Genomic DNA, 18,805 nt, shown 5'->3' with positions numbered 1-18,805 from the left:
TCAGAGTGACGTTTGAATGTCAACTCTTTTTAAAAAAGTTTTTTTTGATTTCGTTTGAGAAATCTTTCAGCAACTCATTTATCATATCGCATCGTTTGTTATTTGTCAAGAACTTTTTTTGAAGTTTTCCTTGATGAAATCAAGCTTCATAAGCAGTTCTTTTTAAACAACTTAGTTATCTTATCATGCCATAATGAACATGTCAACAACTTATTTAACGACTAATCAACAAAATTTTAATTGCTCTTGTTGAACAAATAATAATATACCAACTTAAAATTCTAAAGTCAATAATAAAAATGCTGTTTTAACAACATTTATAACAAGTTCGATCATTATTTAATTCTGCTTTAAAATCATTCGCTTTTTACACTATTTTCGCTTGATTTTATATTACATCTGTAATAATTGTTCAGTTTTTTTCTATTATGTTTGATTTACAGTGATTTCTTCTAAATTTTTTGTTAACAAAGTGTTGCTTTTATCTATTTCTGCTTTTTTTTGCTAGAATAATAGTAAACACACTTATTCTGGAGGATTCATTATATGAAAATTTTAATTGCAGATGACGACAAAGAAATTGTAGAGTTATTAAGTATCTATGTACACAATGAAGGTTACGAGGCAGTAAAAGCTTATGACGGAAAAGAGGCACTATCAAAAATTAGAACTATTCCCGATATTGAATTGCTTATTTTAGATATCATGATGCCTGAAATGGATGGTATGCAAGTTGTAAAAGAATTACGAAAAGAATCTCAAATTCCAATTATTATGTTAACAGCAAAAACAACTGATATGGATAAAATCAAAGGGTTAGTTGCTGGTGCAGATGACTACGTAACCAAACCATTTAATCCATTGGAAGTTATGGCGCGTGTAAAATCTTTATTACGTCGTACAAAAATGCAAATAACTGCTGAACAACCGGATGTATTAGAAGTAAATTCATTAATAATCAACAAAGACTCCCATGAAGTAAAAACAATTGACGGGAAAGAAATCCAATTAACTGCTTTAGAATTTGGCATTTTATATCTTTTAGCTAGTCACCCAAATCGTGTATTTAGTGCGGATGAAATTTTTGAACGTGTTTGGAAACAAGAAAGTATTGTCTCAGCAAAAACAGTTATGGTTCACGTGAGCCATTTACGAGATAAGATTGAAGAAGCTACAGGTGGAGAAAAAGTAATTCAAACTGTTTGGGGGGTTGGATATAAAATTGACGCAAGATAAGAGCGTGGGAAAAGAGAAACGACGGCGTATCATTTTAACTTCCAAAGAAATCAGTGAACTTTTAGCAGAAGGAATTATCACAGTTATTCTTTTACTTCTATTAAATGTCGCTATTTTAGTAGTAATTAGTTCTGTCATCAACAGCTCTCCTTCTCTCACAAACGCAATTTGGGACTCAAAAAATATTTTTGCCCAGCGACTTGGCTCTGATCTTTTTTGGAATGGTAGGAATTTTATTATTCCGCTTTTCTTACTATTAGATGTAGCAGTTTTATATTGGCGCTTGATTCGGCGCTATCGACAAATGCAATTACGTCATATTATCAGTGAGCTACATTTCATTGCTAATGGTAATTATGATCATCGAATCCCTTTTGAACTTAGTGGCGATCTTAGTAGAGTTGTTACTAGTATCAATGGCTTAGTAGATAGTACGGTTGCTGCTATTGAGGATGAGCGAAAAATTGAAAAATCAAAAGACGAACTGATTACAAACGTGAGCCATGACATTCGTACACCCTTAACATCCATTATTGGTTACTTAGGTCTGATTGAAGATGGACAATATCATTCTCAAGAAGATCTTTTGAAGTACACACATACTGCTTATGTAAAGGCAAAACAAATGAAATCCTTAGTTGAAGACCTTTTTGAATATACAAAAGTGCGACAGCCAGCAGTGCCTGTTAACTTTTCAGCATTTGATTTGATTCAATTAATCGAGCAGCTTGCTGCTGACTTTGAGTTGGAAGCTGCAAAAAAAAATATTCAAATACTTGTTCAATCTAAAGAGTCTTCTCTGATTATGGATGGGGATACAGAAAAATTGGTCCGCGTCTTTAATAATTTAATTACAAATGCCCTGAAGTACGGTAAAGGAGCTACAAATATTATCATTGAAGTCGAACGTGTCGGAACAGAAGTTGTAGCAGTCGTTAAAAATAATGGGGCAATGATTCCAAAACAATCTCTTGATAATTTATTTGATCGTTTTTATCGTGTGGAAGAATCTCGATCACAAGCAACTGGCGGAACAGGACTTGGGCTAGCAATTGCTCAAAGTATTGTTGCATTACACGGTGGGTACATTTATGCAAAATCAGATCAAAGTTGGACTTCATTTATTATGCACCTACCTTTGAAAAAAAATAGTAAACTTCCTCAAGATGAAAAATAATCAGTTGACGAATATCTCATTTTTCGATATTCTTAAGTCAATTAGTGAATACTAAACACAGAACCCAGTACACTTTATTTTTTAACAGAGAGCTGATGGTCGCTGCAAATCAGCAAAAAATAATTTGGAAGTTCCAGTTCTATGATGTGTGCTTTTTGAAATAAGAAAAGCCGGTTAACAGCCGTTATCTGTAAACAAGAGCAGCAATTAAAGCTGAACTCGGGTGGTACCGCGAATACAAAACTATTTCGTCCCAAGATTTTTGGGAAGGAATAGTTTTTTTTATTTATAAAGGAGGAATTAATTAATGTTAGATGTAAAAATGATGCGTCAGAACTTTGACTCAGTCCAAGAAAAATTAATGACACGTGGCGTAAAAAAAGAAACTTTGGCTGAATTTATGGAATTAGATGAAAGTCGTCGTAATTTGCTTGTAAAAAGTGAGGAATTAAAAAAATATCGAAATGATGTTTCTGCAGAAATTGCACAACTAAAACGTAATAAAGAAGATGCTTCTGCAAAAATTTCAGAAATGAAAGAAGTTGGTGGCAACATCAAAGCCTTAGATACAGAAATTGCTGATGTTGATGAAAAACTTACTCAGATTGCTACTACTTTACCAAACTTGCCTAATGACTCAGTACCAATTGGAAAAGATGAAGACGATAACGTAGAAGTTCGTCGTTGGAGCAATCCCCGAAACTTTTCTTTTGAACCTAAACCACACTGGGAAATCGCAGAAAATCTTGATATTTTAGATTTTGAACGTGGCGCAAAAGTTTCAGGAAGCCGTTTTGTTTATTATAAAGGATTAGGTGCACGCCTAGAACGCGCCGTGTATAATTTTATGCTTGATCAACATATTTATGAACATGGTTATACTGAAATGATTACTCCTTACATTGTTAACAGTCGTGCAATGTTCGGGACAGGTCAATTTCCAAAATTTAAAGAAGATGTGTTCCAATTAGAAAATACCGATTTAACATTGATTCCTACTGCAGAGGTTCCTTTAACCAACTATTATAATGACGAAATTTTAGATGGAAAAGATTTACCAATTCGCTTTACCGCTCTTAGCCCTGCTTTCCGTTCAGAAGCTGGTAGTGCTGGTAGAGATACTCGTGGTCTGATTCGTTTGCACCAATTTAACAAAGTTGAAATGGTTAAATTTTCTGATGCTGAACATTCTTATGAAGAACTAGAAAAAATGACTAATGATGCTGAAGATATTTTGCAAAAATTAAACTTACCTTATCGTGTCGTTGCTTTGTCAACAGGTGACATGGGCTTCTCTGCTGCTAAAACGTATGATTTAGAAGTTTGGATTCCCGCGCAAGATACTTTCCGTGAAATTAGTTCATGTTCAAACTGTGAAGATTTCCAAGCACGTCGAGCAATGATTCGCTACCGTGATGAAGATGGAAAAATTCATTACGCTCATACATTGAATGGATCTGGTTTAGCTGTTGGCCGTACAGTTGCAGCTATCTTAGAAAACTACCAAAATGAAGATGGCTCAGTAACTATTCCTGAAGCTTTAGTGCCATATATGGGTAATTTAAGAGTAATCAACTAAATTTACTTTCTAAAACAAAAAACTTCCACCAAAATCAATTATGATTTTGGTGGAAGTTTTTCTTTTATTTATGATTCAACTGAGTAGTTTGGTGCTTCTTTAGTGATTTGAACATCATGTGGATGTGATTCTTTTAGTCCACTGCCACTCATTTGGATGAATTGTGCATCATCTCGTAGTTGTTGTAAGTTTGCAGCTCCGACATAGCCCATTCCTGATTTTAATCCACCAATCATTTGGAAGATAATATCTGCTACGCTTCCTTTATAAGCTACACGTCCTTCAATACCTTCGGGAACTAATTTATTTGCTTCATTGATACTTCCTTGGAAATAACGATCTTTTGATCCTTTTTCCATCGCACCTAATGAGCCCATTCCACGATATGTTTTGAAACGACGACCTTGGAAAATTTCGAATTCACCTGGTGATTCATCTGTTCCGGCTAGCATACTACCTAACATAACTGCATGTCCTCCAGCAGCTAGTGCTTTAACAATGTCACCTGAATATTTGATTCCGCCATCGGCAATAATTGTTTTACCATACTGACGCGCAACAGAAGCTGCATCATAGATTGCTGTCAATTGAGGAACACCGACACCTGCAACAACACGGGTTGTACAAATCGAACCAGGTCCAATACCAACTTTAACAACATCAACACCAACATCATAAAGTGCTTTCGTTGCTTCAGCAGTTGCTACATTTCCAGCAATCAGTGTTGCTGCTGGGAAAGTTTCACGAATTTCTTTAATCTTGCGAATTACACCTGCACTGTGTCCATGAGCTGTATCAATAATGATTGCATCTACACCAGCAGTTAACAATGCATCAGCACGTTCAAAAGTATCGCTTGTTACGCCTACAGCAGCAGCAACTAATAAACGACCATGTTCATCTTTCGCAGCATTAGGAAATTCGATGACTTTTTCAATATCTTTGATAGTAATCAAGCCACTTAAACGACCATCTTCATCGACGATTGGTAATTTCTCAATTTTGTGTTTTTGTAAAATTTTCTCTGCATCTTTTAGAGAAGTTCCTTCTGGGGCAACAACTAAGTTATCCTTTGTCATCACATCGTCAATCGGAATATGATAATCTGTTACGAAACGCATATCACGGTTAGTAATGATTCCTACTAATTTTCTATTTTCCAAAGTTTCAACAATTGGAACACCACTAATTCGATATTTACTCATTAATTCTTCAGCATCAGCAACTAGATGTTGTGGTGTTAAAAAGAATGGGTCAATGATGACGCCACTTTCTGAACGTTTTACTTTGCGAACTTCTTCTGCTTGTTGGTCAATTGTCATGTTCTTATGAATAACACCTAGACCACCCTGACGAGCCATCGCAATTGCCATCTTACTATCAGTTACTGTATCCATGCTTGCGCTCATAATTGGAATATTTAACTTAATGTTTTTTGCTAGTTGTATGCTCATATCCACTTCGTTTGGTAACACGTGACTTTCTGCTGGTATCAATAAGACATCATCAAAAGTAAAACCTTTTTTCGTGAACTTTGTTTCCCAGTTGGACATTGTTAGTACCACTCCTCTAATTTAGTTTATCTATTAAAATAAGCGATTTTATCCTTTAAGTCAATAACTAAGAAGCAACTGCTGCTTTATTTCTCATAAAACAAAGATTTTATTTTGATTATTCTCATTGTTACGAAAGAAAATATAAAAAAAAACAACGCACGAATAATTTCGTACGTTGCTTGCTAATTATCTTCTTGGAACAGATAGACTGCCCACGATTTCATATTTTTTCTTCAAGTAGTAACGTAGTGCTAATGCTGCTGCACCAATCACAATTACTGCAATTGGATTTAACACTGGGTTAAGAACTGGTGGAAGTAACGTTGTCGCTGAGAATGCGATTACCCACACAAGTGTTGAACCACCTAAAATCAATAATGTTTTTAACATTCCTGGTTTCTTGCTTCTATCTGCACCTGGATATTCATATTGATAAATATATTTATACATCATATAAAATACCCAACCACCGATAGCTGATCCAAACAGAAGTGTTGAGATTCCATAAGCTGGAGCTGTTTCACGTGAAAAGAAACCTGTAATTGCAATCATGATACTCAATAAACCTAATAACAATAATGTATTATCTAACCACATCAAAACTGGTGTAGAAGATTTTTTAGGTGCTACTGGCTTACTAATAATTGATTCTGTTCGCTCAGAAACTGTTCCAAAAAGCTGACGTGCAGTTTTGCCGCCTTTTTGTTCTTTCACCAAGACAGGTAACATATCATGAAGCGCATTAACTTTCTCTGCCTCAGATAAGTTTGCTGCTTCTAAAGATTTTTTCAAATCAAAAATATACTGTTGGTTTCGCTTCGTTAATTGTGTTTCTAAATTATTATTTTCTTTCACCATTTCACGTAATTGCTCTGGTTCCATGATCTAGTAGTCCTCCTTAGCCGTTAGTTTGCTTAACGGTCGTCACAAAAAATATTTTAACATATTTTTAGCAAACTATGATAGCCCTTTTATACATTAAAACGGAACAACATAACGTCTCCATCTTGTACAATGTACTCTTTACCTTCTAAACGAACACGTCCAGCTTCTTTAGCTGCATGCATATTTCCATATTTATTCAAATCATCGAATGAAACTGTTTCTGCACGAATAAAGCCACGTTCAAAGTCCGTATGGATAATTCCAGCTGCTTGTGGTGCCTTGATTCCTTTTCTGAAAGTCCAAGCACGCACTTCTTGCTCACCTGCTGTGAAATAAGTTGCTAATCCAAGTAATCCGTAGGCTGCACGAATCAATTGATCTAAACCAGATTCTTCAATTCCTAAAGCTTCTAAGAATTCTGCTTTGTCTTCTTCATCTAGTTCAGCAATTTCTTCTTCTGCTCGGGCACAAACTACGATAACTTCAGCATTTTCTTCTGCTGCAAAATTGCGCACTTCTTGAACATAATGATTTGATTCTGCATCAGCAACATCATCTTCTGATACGTTCGCCACATATAAAATAGGTTTAGTTGTCAGTAAAAATAGACTCTTAACGATTTTTTGTTCTTCTTCCGTAAATTCGATTGAACGGGCAGAACGGCCTTCTTCTAAAACTGGTTTGATTTTATCCAACACAGCTAACTCTGCCACAGCTTCTTTATCTTTTGTTTTTGCTACTTTAGCCACACGTGTATAACGTTTAGTAATTGATTCCAAATCAGCTAAAACCAACTCTAAGTTGATTGTATCAATGTCGCCTAAAGGATCTACACGACCTTCAACATGGGTGATGTTATCGTCATCAAAACAACGAACAACATGACAAATTGCATCTACTTGGCGAATATGGCTTAAAAATTTATTTCCTAATCCTTCACCTTTACTTGCGCCCTTAACGATACCGGCAATATCAGTAAATTCAAATGTCGTTGGTACAGTTTTTTTCGGTTGTACAAGTTCTGTTAAGCGTTGTAAACGCCAGTCTGGTACTTCAACCATTCCAATGTTTGGATCAATTGTTGCAAAAGGATAGTTCGCTGCTTCTGCTCCAGCTTTTGTAATTGCATTAAATAAAGTTGATTTTCCTACGTTGGGCAAGCCAACGATTCCAGCAGTCAATGCCATAAATTAATTCACTCTTTCTTTGCCTTTTTTTCAAGTATTTTTTTTAGTTTTTTTTCAAAATCGCGACGTGTCATCATCACGATATGGCCACAGTTCACACATTTAATTTTGATGTCTGCTCCCATACGAATGATTTCCCAACGATTTGTTTGACAAGCATGAGGTTTTTTCATTTCAACAATATCGCCTAAATCATACATAAAATAGCCTCCTGTTTCTACTCTTCATCAAATTGAATGTTAAGAATATCAAGAATTCTTGTTAAATCGTTTTGTGAAAGATACTCAATTTCAATTTTTCCTTTGCCATCTTTTTCTTGAATTGCAACACTCGTACCAAATTTATCCATCAAACGATCTTCGCTTTCACGAATGTAATAAGGTTTTTCTTTTGCCAAACGTGGGATTTTTTTCTTTTCTTTCCCATCATTTTGATTTAATTCAGACACTGTTTGTTCTAATTGACGAACAGTTAAGTTTTCAGATACTACACGATTAGCTAATTTCAAAATAAGATCTTTATTTTTTAGACCTAATAAGGTTCTAGCTTGTCCCATTGATAAACGGTGATCTTGAACCATTTCCTTCACTAGATCTGGTAAAGACAACAATCGTAAGTAGTTCGCAATGTAAGGACGACTTTTCCCTAAACGGCTGGCTACTTCTGCTTGTGTCAAATTCAAATTTTTCATCAGCATTTCGTAAGCTTCTGCTTCTTCTAAAGGATTTAAATCTTCTCGTTGCAAGTTTTCTAAAACAGCAACCTGCATCATTGCTTCTTCATTGAATTCTCGTACAATTGCTGGAATTGTTTCTTTTTCAGCTAATTTTGAAGCACGAAAACGTCGCTCACCAGCGATAATTTCATACCCTTTTACCGTAGATCTTCTAACAATAATTGGTTGAAACACACCCGATTGTTCAATTGAATTAGCTAGCTCCTGTAGAGATACTTCTTCAAACGTTTTTCGTGGTTGATAAGGATTAGGACGTAGCTCGTTCAAAGGTAATTGAATAACTGCTTCGTCTTTTACATCAACACTTTCTAAATTTTCTAAATCTTGAAATAGCGCGTTGATTCCTCGACCTAGGCCTTTATTTTTCTTCACGATCAACCACTTCCTTTGCCAATGCTTGATAAACTTCTGCTCCTCGAGAACGTGGATCGTAGTCAATAATTGGTAGACCATGACTTGGTGCTTCTGATAAACGAACATTTCTTGGAATAATCGTATCATAGACTTTTTCACGGAAATACTTACGAACTTCTTCAACAACTTCTGTCCCAAGGTTCGTTCTTGCATCATACATCGTTAATAAAACGCCAGCAATTTCTAAGTCGGGGTTAAAATGTTTTTGTACTAAACGAACGGTATTAAGTAATTGGCTTAAGCCTTCTAAAGCATAATACTCACACTGGACAGGTATTAAAATTGCATCACTAGCAGTAAACGAATTGATTGTTAAGTGGCCTAAAGAAGGCGGGCAATCAATCAAAATATAATCATATTGATTCTTTACTTCTGCTAAAGAACCTTTTAATCGAGATTCTCTAGCCATCATAGAAGTTAATTCAATTTCTGCTCCAGCTAATTGGAGAGTAGCAGGCACGATATTTAAATTTTCATGTTCTGTTACAATCGTTGCTTCTGCAATTGGCAATTCATTCACCAATACATCGTAAATATCTTGCTTAACATCCGGTTTTCGGACACCCACACCGCTAGTAGCATTTCCTTGCGCATCCATATCAACTAAGAGTACTTTTTTTCCTAGGCTAGCAAGACAAGCACCTAGATTAACTGTAGTTGTCGTTTTACCAACTCCACCTTTTTGGTTTGCAACAGATATAATTTGTGCCATCTCTTCTCCTCCTACTTAATGGGTTGCTTATTAGGCAATCCAGGTTTTCTTGGATATTTTTTTGGTGTGACTTTTTTCTTTTCTATAGTAAGAATATGACGTTGATCCGAAATTTTTGGCAGATCAACTGCTGTCTCCTTGATAAATTTACCACCCAAGATAGCAATTGCATGTTTTGCTTCAGTCAATTCTTCTTCACTTTTAGCAGCTTTTAATGCATAAAAATGACCACCTAACTTGACTAGTGGCATACATAATTCTGCCAATACGTTTAATCTAGCAACAGCCCTTGCAGTAACTAAGTCAAAAGATTCACGAAATTCTATGTTTTGCCCAAATGTTTCTGCGCGATCATGGTATAAAGAAGCACTAATACCTAATAAGTTAGTTAATTCTGTTAAGAAAGTAATTCGTTTATTTAATGAGTCAACAATTGTAATTTGTAGCTCTGGAAAAACAATTTTTAATGGAATACTTGGAAAGCCTGCGCCTGATCCAACATCACACAAAGAAAGCTTCTCGGTAAAGTCAACTTCAAAAGCCAGTGTCAGTGAATCATAAAAATGTTTCAAATACACTTCATTTTCATCTGTAATAGCTGTTAAATTCATTTTTTCATTCCACTCAACTAGTGTTTTAAAATACGTGGTAAATTGCTCCATCTGATGATCTGATAAATGAATTTGTTTTTCTGCTAATGCTTGGCGAAATTCTTCTGGTGTCATAATTAGTCCTTTCATTGTGAAACAGAAATTGTTTCACAGAATCTTCTCCTACTTTAACGCAATTTTCTTTTTCTTGCAATGCTTCCTTGGACAATCTTAAAAAAATTCGCACTAAAAAACGAACAAAAAAGAACTCGAGCAAGTATATAAATTATTACAGCTCAAGTTCTCTTTTTATTTTAAAAATTTATTGGGCAGATGCGTTAACTTTCGCAATCTTCCCTTGTTCGATATAGACCCAAATTGATCTATCAATAATTATCAAACTGAGTCATATAGAGACAAAAATTTCAAAAATGACCTGTTAAATGGTCATCAAATATCATTTAAAATCAATACGACGGAGTCAGACACGGAGTCAAAACAAGCCCGCTGAGAGTAAAAAATATACAGTCCCATAGGTAAAGTGCCACAGGACTGTATATTTTTTTATTTGAGATTACCTGAAATGATTCCATTTACTTTTTATCTCATTTTTTCCTACTAGTTAGTATCAAATACTCTCCTATTTTCTCAATAAACTATTTTGGGTTACATGGTATCTGAAACAGCTAAAACCTTGTCATTACAACAAAAAATCACTTTATCTCCGTTTCATTTCAGATACATTTCACTTAAGCGGATTCCAAAAAAACAAAAGAAAAAGGAACCCCTAGTTAGCCTATGCTTTTTATAGGTTCCTCTCGAAACACGGTCATATAACAATGGGGTGGGGTAAATGAATGAAAAAGGTGGAGGAAACATTATTCAATAGCTGTCTTAAATACTTCGTTATAAAATGTGAACAAATAAAAGACATCCTGCAACTGCAGAATGCCTCTACCCCTATTTTCTACACTTCCACTTTACTACCATCTTTGAATCGTACAATTTTCTTAACTCTTCTCGTTTACCTCAATTCATTTTCAAGGGGAATCAACTCATCATCTAACATTTTACGCCATGCTCGCTTCATTTCTTGTGTGTATTTAAATGGCTTCGCTTCTGGATGTTTGGCTTTATATCCTTCGTAATCCTTACTGTAGATAATTGCTTTCATATTAGGAATTGGATCTTCACCTAGCATATATTGCAGATTAGAAGCATGTAATTCTTTCTCAGAGACAAACCACTCATTGGAAAAGGCATGAATCAAATCATCACTTGCTTGTGTAAAATAGCGACGTTTAATGACAAAGATATCTTCATTACTATCTAAAGTCCCCACATCAAATGCATTTAAAATTTGTCGGTAAACTTCTTTGACTCCTTCTGTTTTATTCAATTTAGCCAAAGCTTTTTCAATTTCTTCTCGTGCATCTGAACTATTCGCAGCATAAGTTCCTAGTAATTGATCAATATAAGTTGAATCAATATCATACAACTTCGTGGTATTTTCACTATAAAATTCGATCGTTGAAAAATCTTCTCCCTCTTTTTCTGGTTCTTCCTCTATTAATGAACCCTTCACGGTCTCGTACACGCCAATTTGTTCTTCCAAAAGTTGAATTTGATTGTTCAAAGTTGGAGATTTCACCATGTCATCATTGTAATCGTCATAAGTCACTAACGATTCATACGCACGATTCAATTCTTGAAATGCTTTGACGTACTCGATACGGATTTCAAGTGGCGTATGTTCATCAATGGATTCCATGGATGAAACCTCCTTTAACTTACCATATGCTTGCTTGAATCTTTTTTTGGATTCCTGATAACTTGGATAAATCAAACCCGATTCTTCTTTTGCTTCTGAATACAGTTTTGTCGCATCCTCGACATTCTTCTCCATTGTCGCTGGCTTACGAAACGTCACAATCAATCCTTTTGTCTTTTCAGGATACGTACGGTTCGTACGTGAAAAAGCTTGAATCAATCCTGCATACTCTAGATTACGATCCACAAATAGGGTTTGAATCGTAGGTGCGTCAAAACCTGTCAATAGACGATCCACTACGATTACTAAATCGATTTGTTTCCCAAATTGTTTGAATTCCGCTCTTTTTCGTGCCAAACGGTTATTGATGTCTCCGTTATAACGCTCAATGTCTGCTAATGACCAGGAAGTATCATAATACTGATTATATTCCTCAATAATTTTTTGCATTTCTTCTTGTTGGACACTTGAATCTCGGCTGTTTTCTTCTAATGAATAGGTAATAGCGATTCGTGGAAAATCAGGATCCTCCATCGTTCTTCCTTCACGAATGGGCTGATTAGGAAACTCTTTTGTTAACCAGTCAGGTTCTTTCGTCATTTCTTTGATCGCTCGATAATACTTTTTGGCCATGTCAATGGAACTCGTGGTTAAGATCGCAGACTTCGTTGGACGGCCATTTCGAAAATCAAATTTTGTATAGGCATTGTCTGGACGGAACATTTTATGAATGACTTTTTGGATATGTTCATCTGATTCAAAAACAGTAGGGTCCAAATAACTTTCTTTTTTAACCGGCTCCATTTGATCAATCATACGATTGATCTGTTCCGGTGAATACTCTGCATATGTTTCTACTTCTTTTAATTTCCGATAGATTTTATTCTCTAATGAAGTCGGCTCCACGGTGTTTTCATGCTCTACTTGAAATCCTAAAACCGAGCCATCTTCTAGCGCATTCTTGATGGTATAGGTGTGCAAGACCTCTCCATACTGATCATGGGTCGTACGTGCCAATTGCCCTTTGGCTTGTTTCCGATTCTCAGGGAAAATCGGTGTACCTGTAAAGCCAAACCAAGTGGATTTCGGAAACATTTTTTTGATTTCTTCCATATTTTCAGCACTTAATGCTCGATGACACTCATCTACTACAAACACGATATGTTGCCCCATTAATTTTTGGAAGCGATTGGTTCCTTTTTTCTCTTCTTGTTTCTTTGCATATTTCAACGCCGCATCTAGCTTTTGACGGGTTGTAATAATCACAACATTTGCATTGGCATCTGCCAACAGGGTTTCACTTAACTCTTTGGCACTTCCTGTTCCCACGATCAAGCTATTCGCTTTGGCGTTCCCGGAAGAAATCCCAGTATTAAATTCCGAAGCAAATTTCGTAAACTCTGCGGTGGTCTGATTATCTAAATCTTTGCGGTCCACTAACATGATCGTTCGATCGATCCCCGATTTTCGCGCTAAAAGCTTAGTAGATACAAAACTAGTCAACGTCTTTCCTGAACCAGTCGCATGCCACACATACCCTGATTGATGTTTATTTGCGGCAATAAACAAGGCTTGAATCGCATGAACTTGATAAGGATGTAACACCATGAGGGTTTTATTGTCTTGATCTTCACTGACAATCGTATAATCCGCAATCAAGCGATGGGCATCCGGGATATTTAGCACTTGTTTACAAAACTCATATAAGTTTTCTACTTTTTCATTGTCTTTCGTTCGCCAACTAAATAAAAACTTAGGGTGCAAGTCTTTCGGTAAGGCATTTGCAAAATACCGAGTCGTTTGTTCATTAGAAACCACAAACAACTGTAAGGTCGAAAAGATATTGTTCCGAAACATGCCTTCTTCTGCATATTTTTTGATTTGGTTAAAGGCCTGATGAAAACCATCTTTTGCGGTTACTTGTTTCAACTCGATTTGAACAATCGGTAATCCATTGATCAATAAGGTGACGTCAAAACGTCGATCCCGTGCTTCTATGTTACTTCCACGTTTTGCAATTTGATGGACCACTTCATAAGTAGAGATTCCTCCACCAATGTCTTGATTGGAATAAAGGATAAGTGAGACAGAACCTAATTGCGAATCTTCCCGTTCAATCGTGATCCGAGCCATCCCATTTTCACCTTTTAACCATTTCGCAGCATCAAATGGGGTTTTCGTCCGTAGCAATAATTCGGTTTTGATCGTTTCAAACTCTTTATCGGTCAAAGGAGAATCATTCAGTTCCGCTTGATTGTTTGAGATGATTTTTTGACGTAAATTAACCCAAAGATCTTCTTCTGATTTTAGATCCGGACGATACGTCCACTGATTATGCCCTTCTCCAAGTACACGAATCAACTGTTCTTCGACTTCCGCTTCCTCACGGTGACTAATTTTCATTCTTCTTCCCTCCCTAAACAAACATCTTTTGCAAGAAGCCTTTTTTCGTTTCTTTTAGTACATCTAATTCGCGCTCATGAAGGGCAATAGTATTATCAAGCCTCTCAAAAAATGCAGCAATCTGTTTCTGTTCCTCAATGCTAGGAACCATTATCTTGACTAATTTTAGTGTTGGAAATTTCAAATTCCATGTGTCAGATGTCAGGCCTTGTGAATTTCTCTTGAATGTTTGAATCATGTCATATCGCTTAAAATCATACGCAAAGAATTTTGAATCAGTTCCTTCTTTAGGAATAATAACAGTATATGCAGGGCTTAGAATCCCCTCATAAGAAGAATATCCGCTTGCGCCTTGCCACATCCGCATTGAATTATACGCAATATCACCAACTTCAACTTTCTTGTAATTTGATTTATTATCACTAGAATTATCTTTTCTATCAAGTTCACTTGCCTTTATAACTCCTGAGTTAATTGTAACCGAGATAAGCTCTCCCTCACTACTACGTTCTGATCGTTCAGAGAAAACATCTCCCAATTTCCGCTCTTCCCAATCTTTCGTAAATCCAGGAAACCGAATTTCTGGCACTTTTGCTCCGTTTTTAGGGAACATTTTTTGTAAGAATCCTTTTTTCGTTTCCTTCAGCAAATCTAACTTACGTTGATGAAGGGTGATGGTATTGTCAATCTGTTTAAAGAAAGTGCCGACTTTTTGTTGTTCTTGAATGTCAGCTGGTACTTTAACAGGTAACTTTGCAAGATCATTTGAATTTATAGCTGGATAGCTTGTTCCTGTACTTCTTTCTAAAACTCTATTTACAAATTTTTCTTCTTGTATTAGAGTCAAAAGAAAGTAGCCATTACCTATAGGTCTCATTTGTGCATAACCTGTTGAGAAAACATAGTTATCATAAGGTAAGTCAAAGAGATAATTATTCTTTTGATAAGGGCGCACTGTCTGATAAAACACATCATTTTTTTTAGCTAAGCGTTGGGCTCTTGAAGGAGCGGAATATCTATTTTCCGTTCTATGTCCGACCAACTCTGTTCCAACCACAGATTCTAAATCAACATATTCGAATCTTTCAGGCAAGTCTGATTTGGGATTGAACTCTGCTAACTCATTTAACTTACGCTCTTCCCAATCTTCCGTAAATCCTGGGAAACGGATTTCTGGTTGTGTATTATTGCTCATGTTTGAACACCTCCAGCGCACCTTGCAACCACGCTTCATTTTCAGGTGTTGTTTGCAGGGAAGAGATAGCTTCTAAAAGTTCTTTTTCTAGCACTTGCTGTTCTTGTCGTATCTTCTTGATGTCATTTCCGACATGAACCATATCAATTGGTTCTTCTTCTTCGAACGTATCGACATAGCGTGGGATATTTAAGTTATAGTCATTTTCTTTGATTTCATCAAAGGTTGCCAAATGAGCATATTTATCTACGTCTTTTCTCTCTGCATATGTTTCGAGGATTTTTTGAATGTTTTCTTCCGATAATTTATTCTGATTTTTTCCTTTGACAAATTCTCGACTAGCGTCAATGAATAATACATCGCGAGTTTGACGATTCTTCTTCAATACAATAACCGTCGTTGGAATCGACGTGCCAAAGAATAAGTTCGCAGGCATACCGATCACAGCATAAATACTGCCGTCTTCTAGTAATTTTTGACGAATGATCCCTTCTGCAGCGCCACGGAATAAAACTCCGTGTGGCAAGACGATAGCCATGGTACCCGTTTCCTTCAAATGATAGAACCCATGAAGAAGAAACGCAAAATCTGCTTTGGATTTTGGTGCTAATTTTCCATAACGATTAAACCGAGAATCATCTAAGAAGGTCGTATCTGCTGACCATTTTGCTGAATAGGGTGGGTTCATCACTACTGCATCAAATGTGTAAGGTTCATCTGTTGGCCAGTCCTTATTCAACGTATCCCCATTGCGGAGATTCATTTCTTCGGCATCTACCCCATGTAAAATCAAGTTCATTTTTGCTAGATTGTATGTCGTTGTATTTAATTCTTGCCCATGATATTTAACGTTACCTGGGTGAGTTAAGTAGCTACGTACGTTTAACATCAATGAACCTGAACCCATCGTTGGATCAAAAACACTAAAGAACCGACTTTCTTTTTGATCCAACGTCACGATTTGTGCCATCATATCAGAAACCATATGAGGCGTGTAAAATTCTCCGGCTTTCTTCCCTGCTTCTGAAGCAAATTGACTGATCAGAAATTCATAAGCATCCCCGATCACGTCCCCATCGTGACCTAAAACTTCCACGTCATTCAATTTCTTAATGACTTCGGTAATCGTCACATTTCGTTGTTGCTCATCTGTCCCTAGTTTTTTTGATTGGAGATCCACATCATCAAATAACCCATTAAATTGATTGTAGGTAGATGCCAATTGCACAAAGGCTTTATTTAAATCATTCAATTGGAACGTTGCTTGTTTTGCTTGATCCGCTAAGACGTTGAAAAGATACTCTGGCGCAATCGCATACCCCAAAATATCAACGATTGTGGCAATCAGATCTTCTTTTGATTCTTCATCTGAAAGTAATTCACGATACAACATTGTTTGTTTGCTTACTGTGTCATATTCCTCTAAGGATTCATCTGCTAAAAGAACCACTTGTTCCAACAAACGGTCGGATAAATATTTATAGAAAATCAGCCCCAATAAATAATTTTTATATTCTGACGCATCCATTTTACTACGGAGATTATCTGCCGCACTAAATAATTTTTGATTTAATTCTGCACCCAAAAAGATACACTCCTATCTCTTATTTAAAGTTGCTATATACCCTATTATTTTAGCATACTCCCTTTTAGAAAAAGAAAAAAACTTATTCTTGCTAATAAACTACGTGAAAGGAGCCTAACGTTGTTTGATATAACTTAGACTGATCGTTAACTTATTTTTTATATTTCTACATAGTTATCTTTAGAACCATTTCAGATACATATGAAACAATTACATATGATTTTTTCATAAAAAAACAGTACTGTCTAGTAGTATAAAATATACAAATTTCTTAAAAATTTTTTCACTAAAATCACTACCTGAAAACACTTATATATCAACGTTTAATGAAACTATCTCCGTTTCATTTCAGATACAAATAAATATAGTCGGGATCCAAATCCGAAAAAAAAAAACACCCCCAGTAGCTTATCCTAAGCTACTGGAGATGTATAAGTACGGTCATATAACAACGGGGTAGGGTAAATGAATGAAAAAGATGGAAGAATCATTATTCAATAACTTTTTTAAATACTTCGTTGTAATCAGTTACCTGTCCGTTCTTAAATACCACAGAATAATCTTTTTTCCCATTTTCAAGTAACCTAAGTGGAACATCTTTACCAACTTGCTCTGTCACCGCATTACTGATTCCTGTTAGGTTGGCTAATAAATCTGATAAAGATTGAGCATCTGTAGAAATCTCTGTATCAGTATTTATCGTGATTCCTTTATCTTCATTTACAAGTTTCCAAGTAGGTGGTATAGCCGTATACGTTTTTATGAATGAATCAATTTTTTCATCTGTTGTTTGTTTCGATATTATATCATTTTCCTTTTCTATCTTACCAATCGGACTCTTATCTTTTGAAGTTCTATAAAGAACTGCTGTTGAGAATTTCCCGTTCAATGTTGCCATCAACATTAGTTTATCCTTCTCACCTTCCATACGCATAATCGATACTTTACTTTCCCCAGTAGTTTGTTCTATTTCCGGTATCCCTTTAACTAATTCATCTTTTGATATTTTTATTACACTATATGAACCTGTATTTATCTTTTCATGTTTTAGAGTATACTTATAGTCCACCAATTCATCATTTTCTTTTAGTTCTATTACTTTGTCTTTAGTTATTTTAAAATCATAAGCTATAGGGAGCCCATCCTCAGTTCCTGACCAATATCCATAAAAATCTTTATCTTTATTTCTACACCCCGATAATTGAAGAACTAGTATGGTTCCTATGACCAAAAACATACCTATTTTTAAATAACTCTTTTTCATCACAAGACTCCTCTTTTAAAGCTTTTTTAAAAACTTTACATTAATTATTATAACATTTACTTCTCATCTTTATTAGTATTTTATTTATAGGAAATCAAACAAAAATCTTTAGTAAGATTGTAGTTTTGAGAGTTTCTTTTGGGACAATATGCATAATAAAGAGGCTAAATAAATTTCATATCAATTTAGCATTAACACCTCTGTATATGGTATCTCTACATATACACGGTCTTTCTTTGGATAGTACTCGATATTTATATTGATAGCACTTCCATTGTCTAACGTAGCTTTAGCTCGGTACGTGTTATCACCATTTTCATGAGTGATAGTCACGTCGTCACAAGAACGATTTAAGTTGTACTGTTCTTGTAAAATCTGTGTTACCAATGGTTTAGATGACTTCTCTAAATTAGATGAGCCTGTCATTCTTGAGAAAATAATACTTATAATAATAGCCAATACAACGATACCTATAATGACAAATTTCTTATCCATATTTACTTTATTCATTTTTT

General features: G+C 35.5%; 14 protein-coding genes, 1 pseudogene and 1 other annotated feature. Of the genes and pseudogenes, 3 read left to right on the top strand and 12 right to left on the bottom strand.

Annotation, left to right across the window (positions count from 1 at the left end):
* Positions 1-546 precede the first annotated feature (546 nt).
* The 3 genes from croR (at position 547) to serS (ending at position 3,992) form a co-directional block, all read left to right on the top strand.
* Complete coding sequence (gene croR / locus RV17_RS11055; RefSeq protein ID WP_067483692.1) at positions 547-1,236, top strand: response regulator transcription factor CroR; 690 nt, start codon at positions 547-549, stop codon at positions 1,234-1,236.
* Positions 1,223-2,413 (top strand): sensor histidine kinase, encoded by a 1,191-nt coding sequence (locus RV17_RS11050; protein WP_067483690.1) that lies wholly within the window; start codon positions 1,223-1,225, stop codon positions 2,411-2,413. Before croR ends, RV17_RS11050 begins: the two co-directional genes overlap by 14 nt.
* 50 nt (positions 2,414-2,463) lie before the next feature.
* Positions 2,464-2,672 (top strand) — a binding site (T-box leader).
* Positions 2,673-2,720: 48 nt separating this feature from the next.
* Positions 2,721-3,992, top strand: a complete 1,272-nt coding sequence (gene serS, locus RV17_RS11045; protein ID WP_071869236.1) for a serine--tRNA ligase — start codon at positions 2,721-2,723, stop codon at positions 3,990-3,992.
* 68 nt (positions 3,993-4,060) lie between these two features.
* On the opposite strand, the gene guaB is transcribed toward serS, so the two are convergent.
* The 12 genes and pseudogenes from guaB to RV17_RS10985 form a co-directional block, all read right to left on the bottom strand.
* Complete coding sequence (gene guaB, locus RV17_RS11040) at positions 4,061-5,545, bottom strand: IMP dehydrogenase (RefSeq protein ID WP_067483686.1); 1,485 nt, start codon at positions 5,543-5,545, stop codon at positions 4,061-4,063.
* A gap of 189 nt (positions 5,546-5,734) precedes the next feature.
* Positions 5,735-6,430 carry a DUF1129 domain-containing protein gene (locus tag RV17_RS11035; RefSeq protein ID WP_071869235.1) on the bottom strand — a complete coding sequence of 232 codons (696 nt, stop codon included), beginning with the start codon at positions 6,428-6,430 and terminating at the stop codon, positions 5,735-5,737.
* An 89-nt stretch (positions 6,431-6,519) separates the two neighbouring features.
* Positions 6,520-7,620 (bottom strand): redox-regulated ATPase YchF, encoded by a 1,101-nt coding sequence (gene ychF / locus RV17_RS11030; RefSeq protein WP_067483682.1) that lies wholly within the window; start codon positions 7,618-7,620, stop codon positions 6,520-6,522.
* Between the two features lie 8 nt (positions 7,621-7,628).
* Positions 7,629-7,820 (bottom strand): DUF951 domain-containing protein, encoded by a 192-nt coding sequence (locus RV17_RS11025; protein ID WP_067483680.1) that lies wholly within the window; start codon positions 7,818-7,820, stop codon positions 7,629-7,631.
* Positions 7,821-7,837: 17 nt separating this feature from the next.
* Positions 7,838-8,728: a ParB/RepB/Spo0J family partition protein gene (locus tag RV17_RS11020; RefSeq protein WP_067483678.1), complete on the bottom strand. Its 891-nt coding sequence runs from the start codon at positions 8,726-8,728 to the stop codon at positions 7,838-7,840.
* The gene (locus RV17_RS11015) at positions 8,715-9,482 is read right to left on the bottom strand and encodes a ParA family protein (RefSeq protein ID WP_067483676.1); all 768 of its coding nucleotides are present in this window, start codon (positions 9,480-9,482) and stop codon (positions 8,715-8,717) included. The genes RV17_RS11020 and RV17_RS11015 overlap by 14 nt, the downstream gene beginning before the upstream one ends.
* An 11-nt stretch (positions 9,483-9,493) precedes the next feature.
* Positions 9,494-10,207 carry a 16S rRNA (guanine(527)-N(7))-methyltransferase RsmG gene (gene rsmG, locus RV17_RS11010; protein ID WP_067483709.1) on the bottom strand — a complete coding sequence of 238 codons (714 nt, stop codon included), beginning with the start codon at positions 10,205-10,207 and terminating at the stop codon, positions 9,494-9,496.
* 889 nt (positions 10,208-11,096) lie between these two features.
* Positions 11,097-14,246, bottom strand: a complete 3,150-nt coding sequence (locus RV17_RS11005) for a type I restriction endonuclease subunit R (RefSeq protein ID WP_071869234.1) — start codon at positions 14,244-14,246, stop codon at positions 11,097-11,099.
* 13 nt (positions 14,247-14,259) lie between these two features.
* On the bottom strand, positions 14,260-15,441 hold the full coding sequence (locus RV17_RS11000; protein WP_071869233.1) for a restriction endonuclease subunit S: 1,182 nt from the start codon (positions 15,439-15,441) through the stop codon (positions 14,260-14,262).
* Positions 15,431-17,026: a type I restriction-modification system subunit M gene (locus tag RV17_RS10995; protein WP_071869232.1), complete on the bottom strand. Its 1,596-nt coding sequence runs from the start codon at positions 17,024-17,026 to the stop codon at positions 15,431-15,433. The genes RV17_RS11000 and RV17_RS10995 overlap by 11 nt, the downstream gene beginning before the upstream one ends.
* Before the next feature lie 490 nt (positions 17,027-17,516).
* Positions 17,517-17,816: pseudogene (locus RV17_RS13830) on the bottom strand (hypothetical protein); the annotation flags it as partial.
* 654 nt (positions 17,817-18,470) lie between these two features.
* Positions 18,471-18,800 (bottom strand): hypothetical protein, encoded by a 330-nt coding sequence (locus RV17_RS10985; RefSeq protein ID WP_002341125.1) that lies wholly within the window; start codon positions 18,798-18,800, stop codon positions 18,471-18,473.
* Positions 18,801-18,805: the final 5 nt, after the last annotated feature.

The organism is Enterococcus thailandicus, assembly GCF_001886265.1.
Classification (GTDB): Bacteria; Bacillota; Bacilli; order Lactobacillales; family Enterococcaceae; genus Enterococcus_B; species Enterococcus_B thailandicus.
This window is presented reverse-complemented; position numbering and strand designations above follow the sequence as displayed.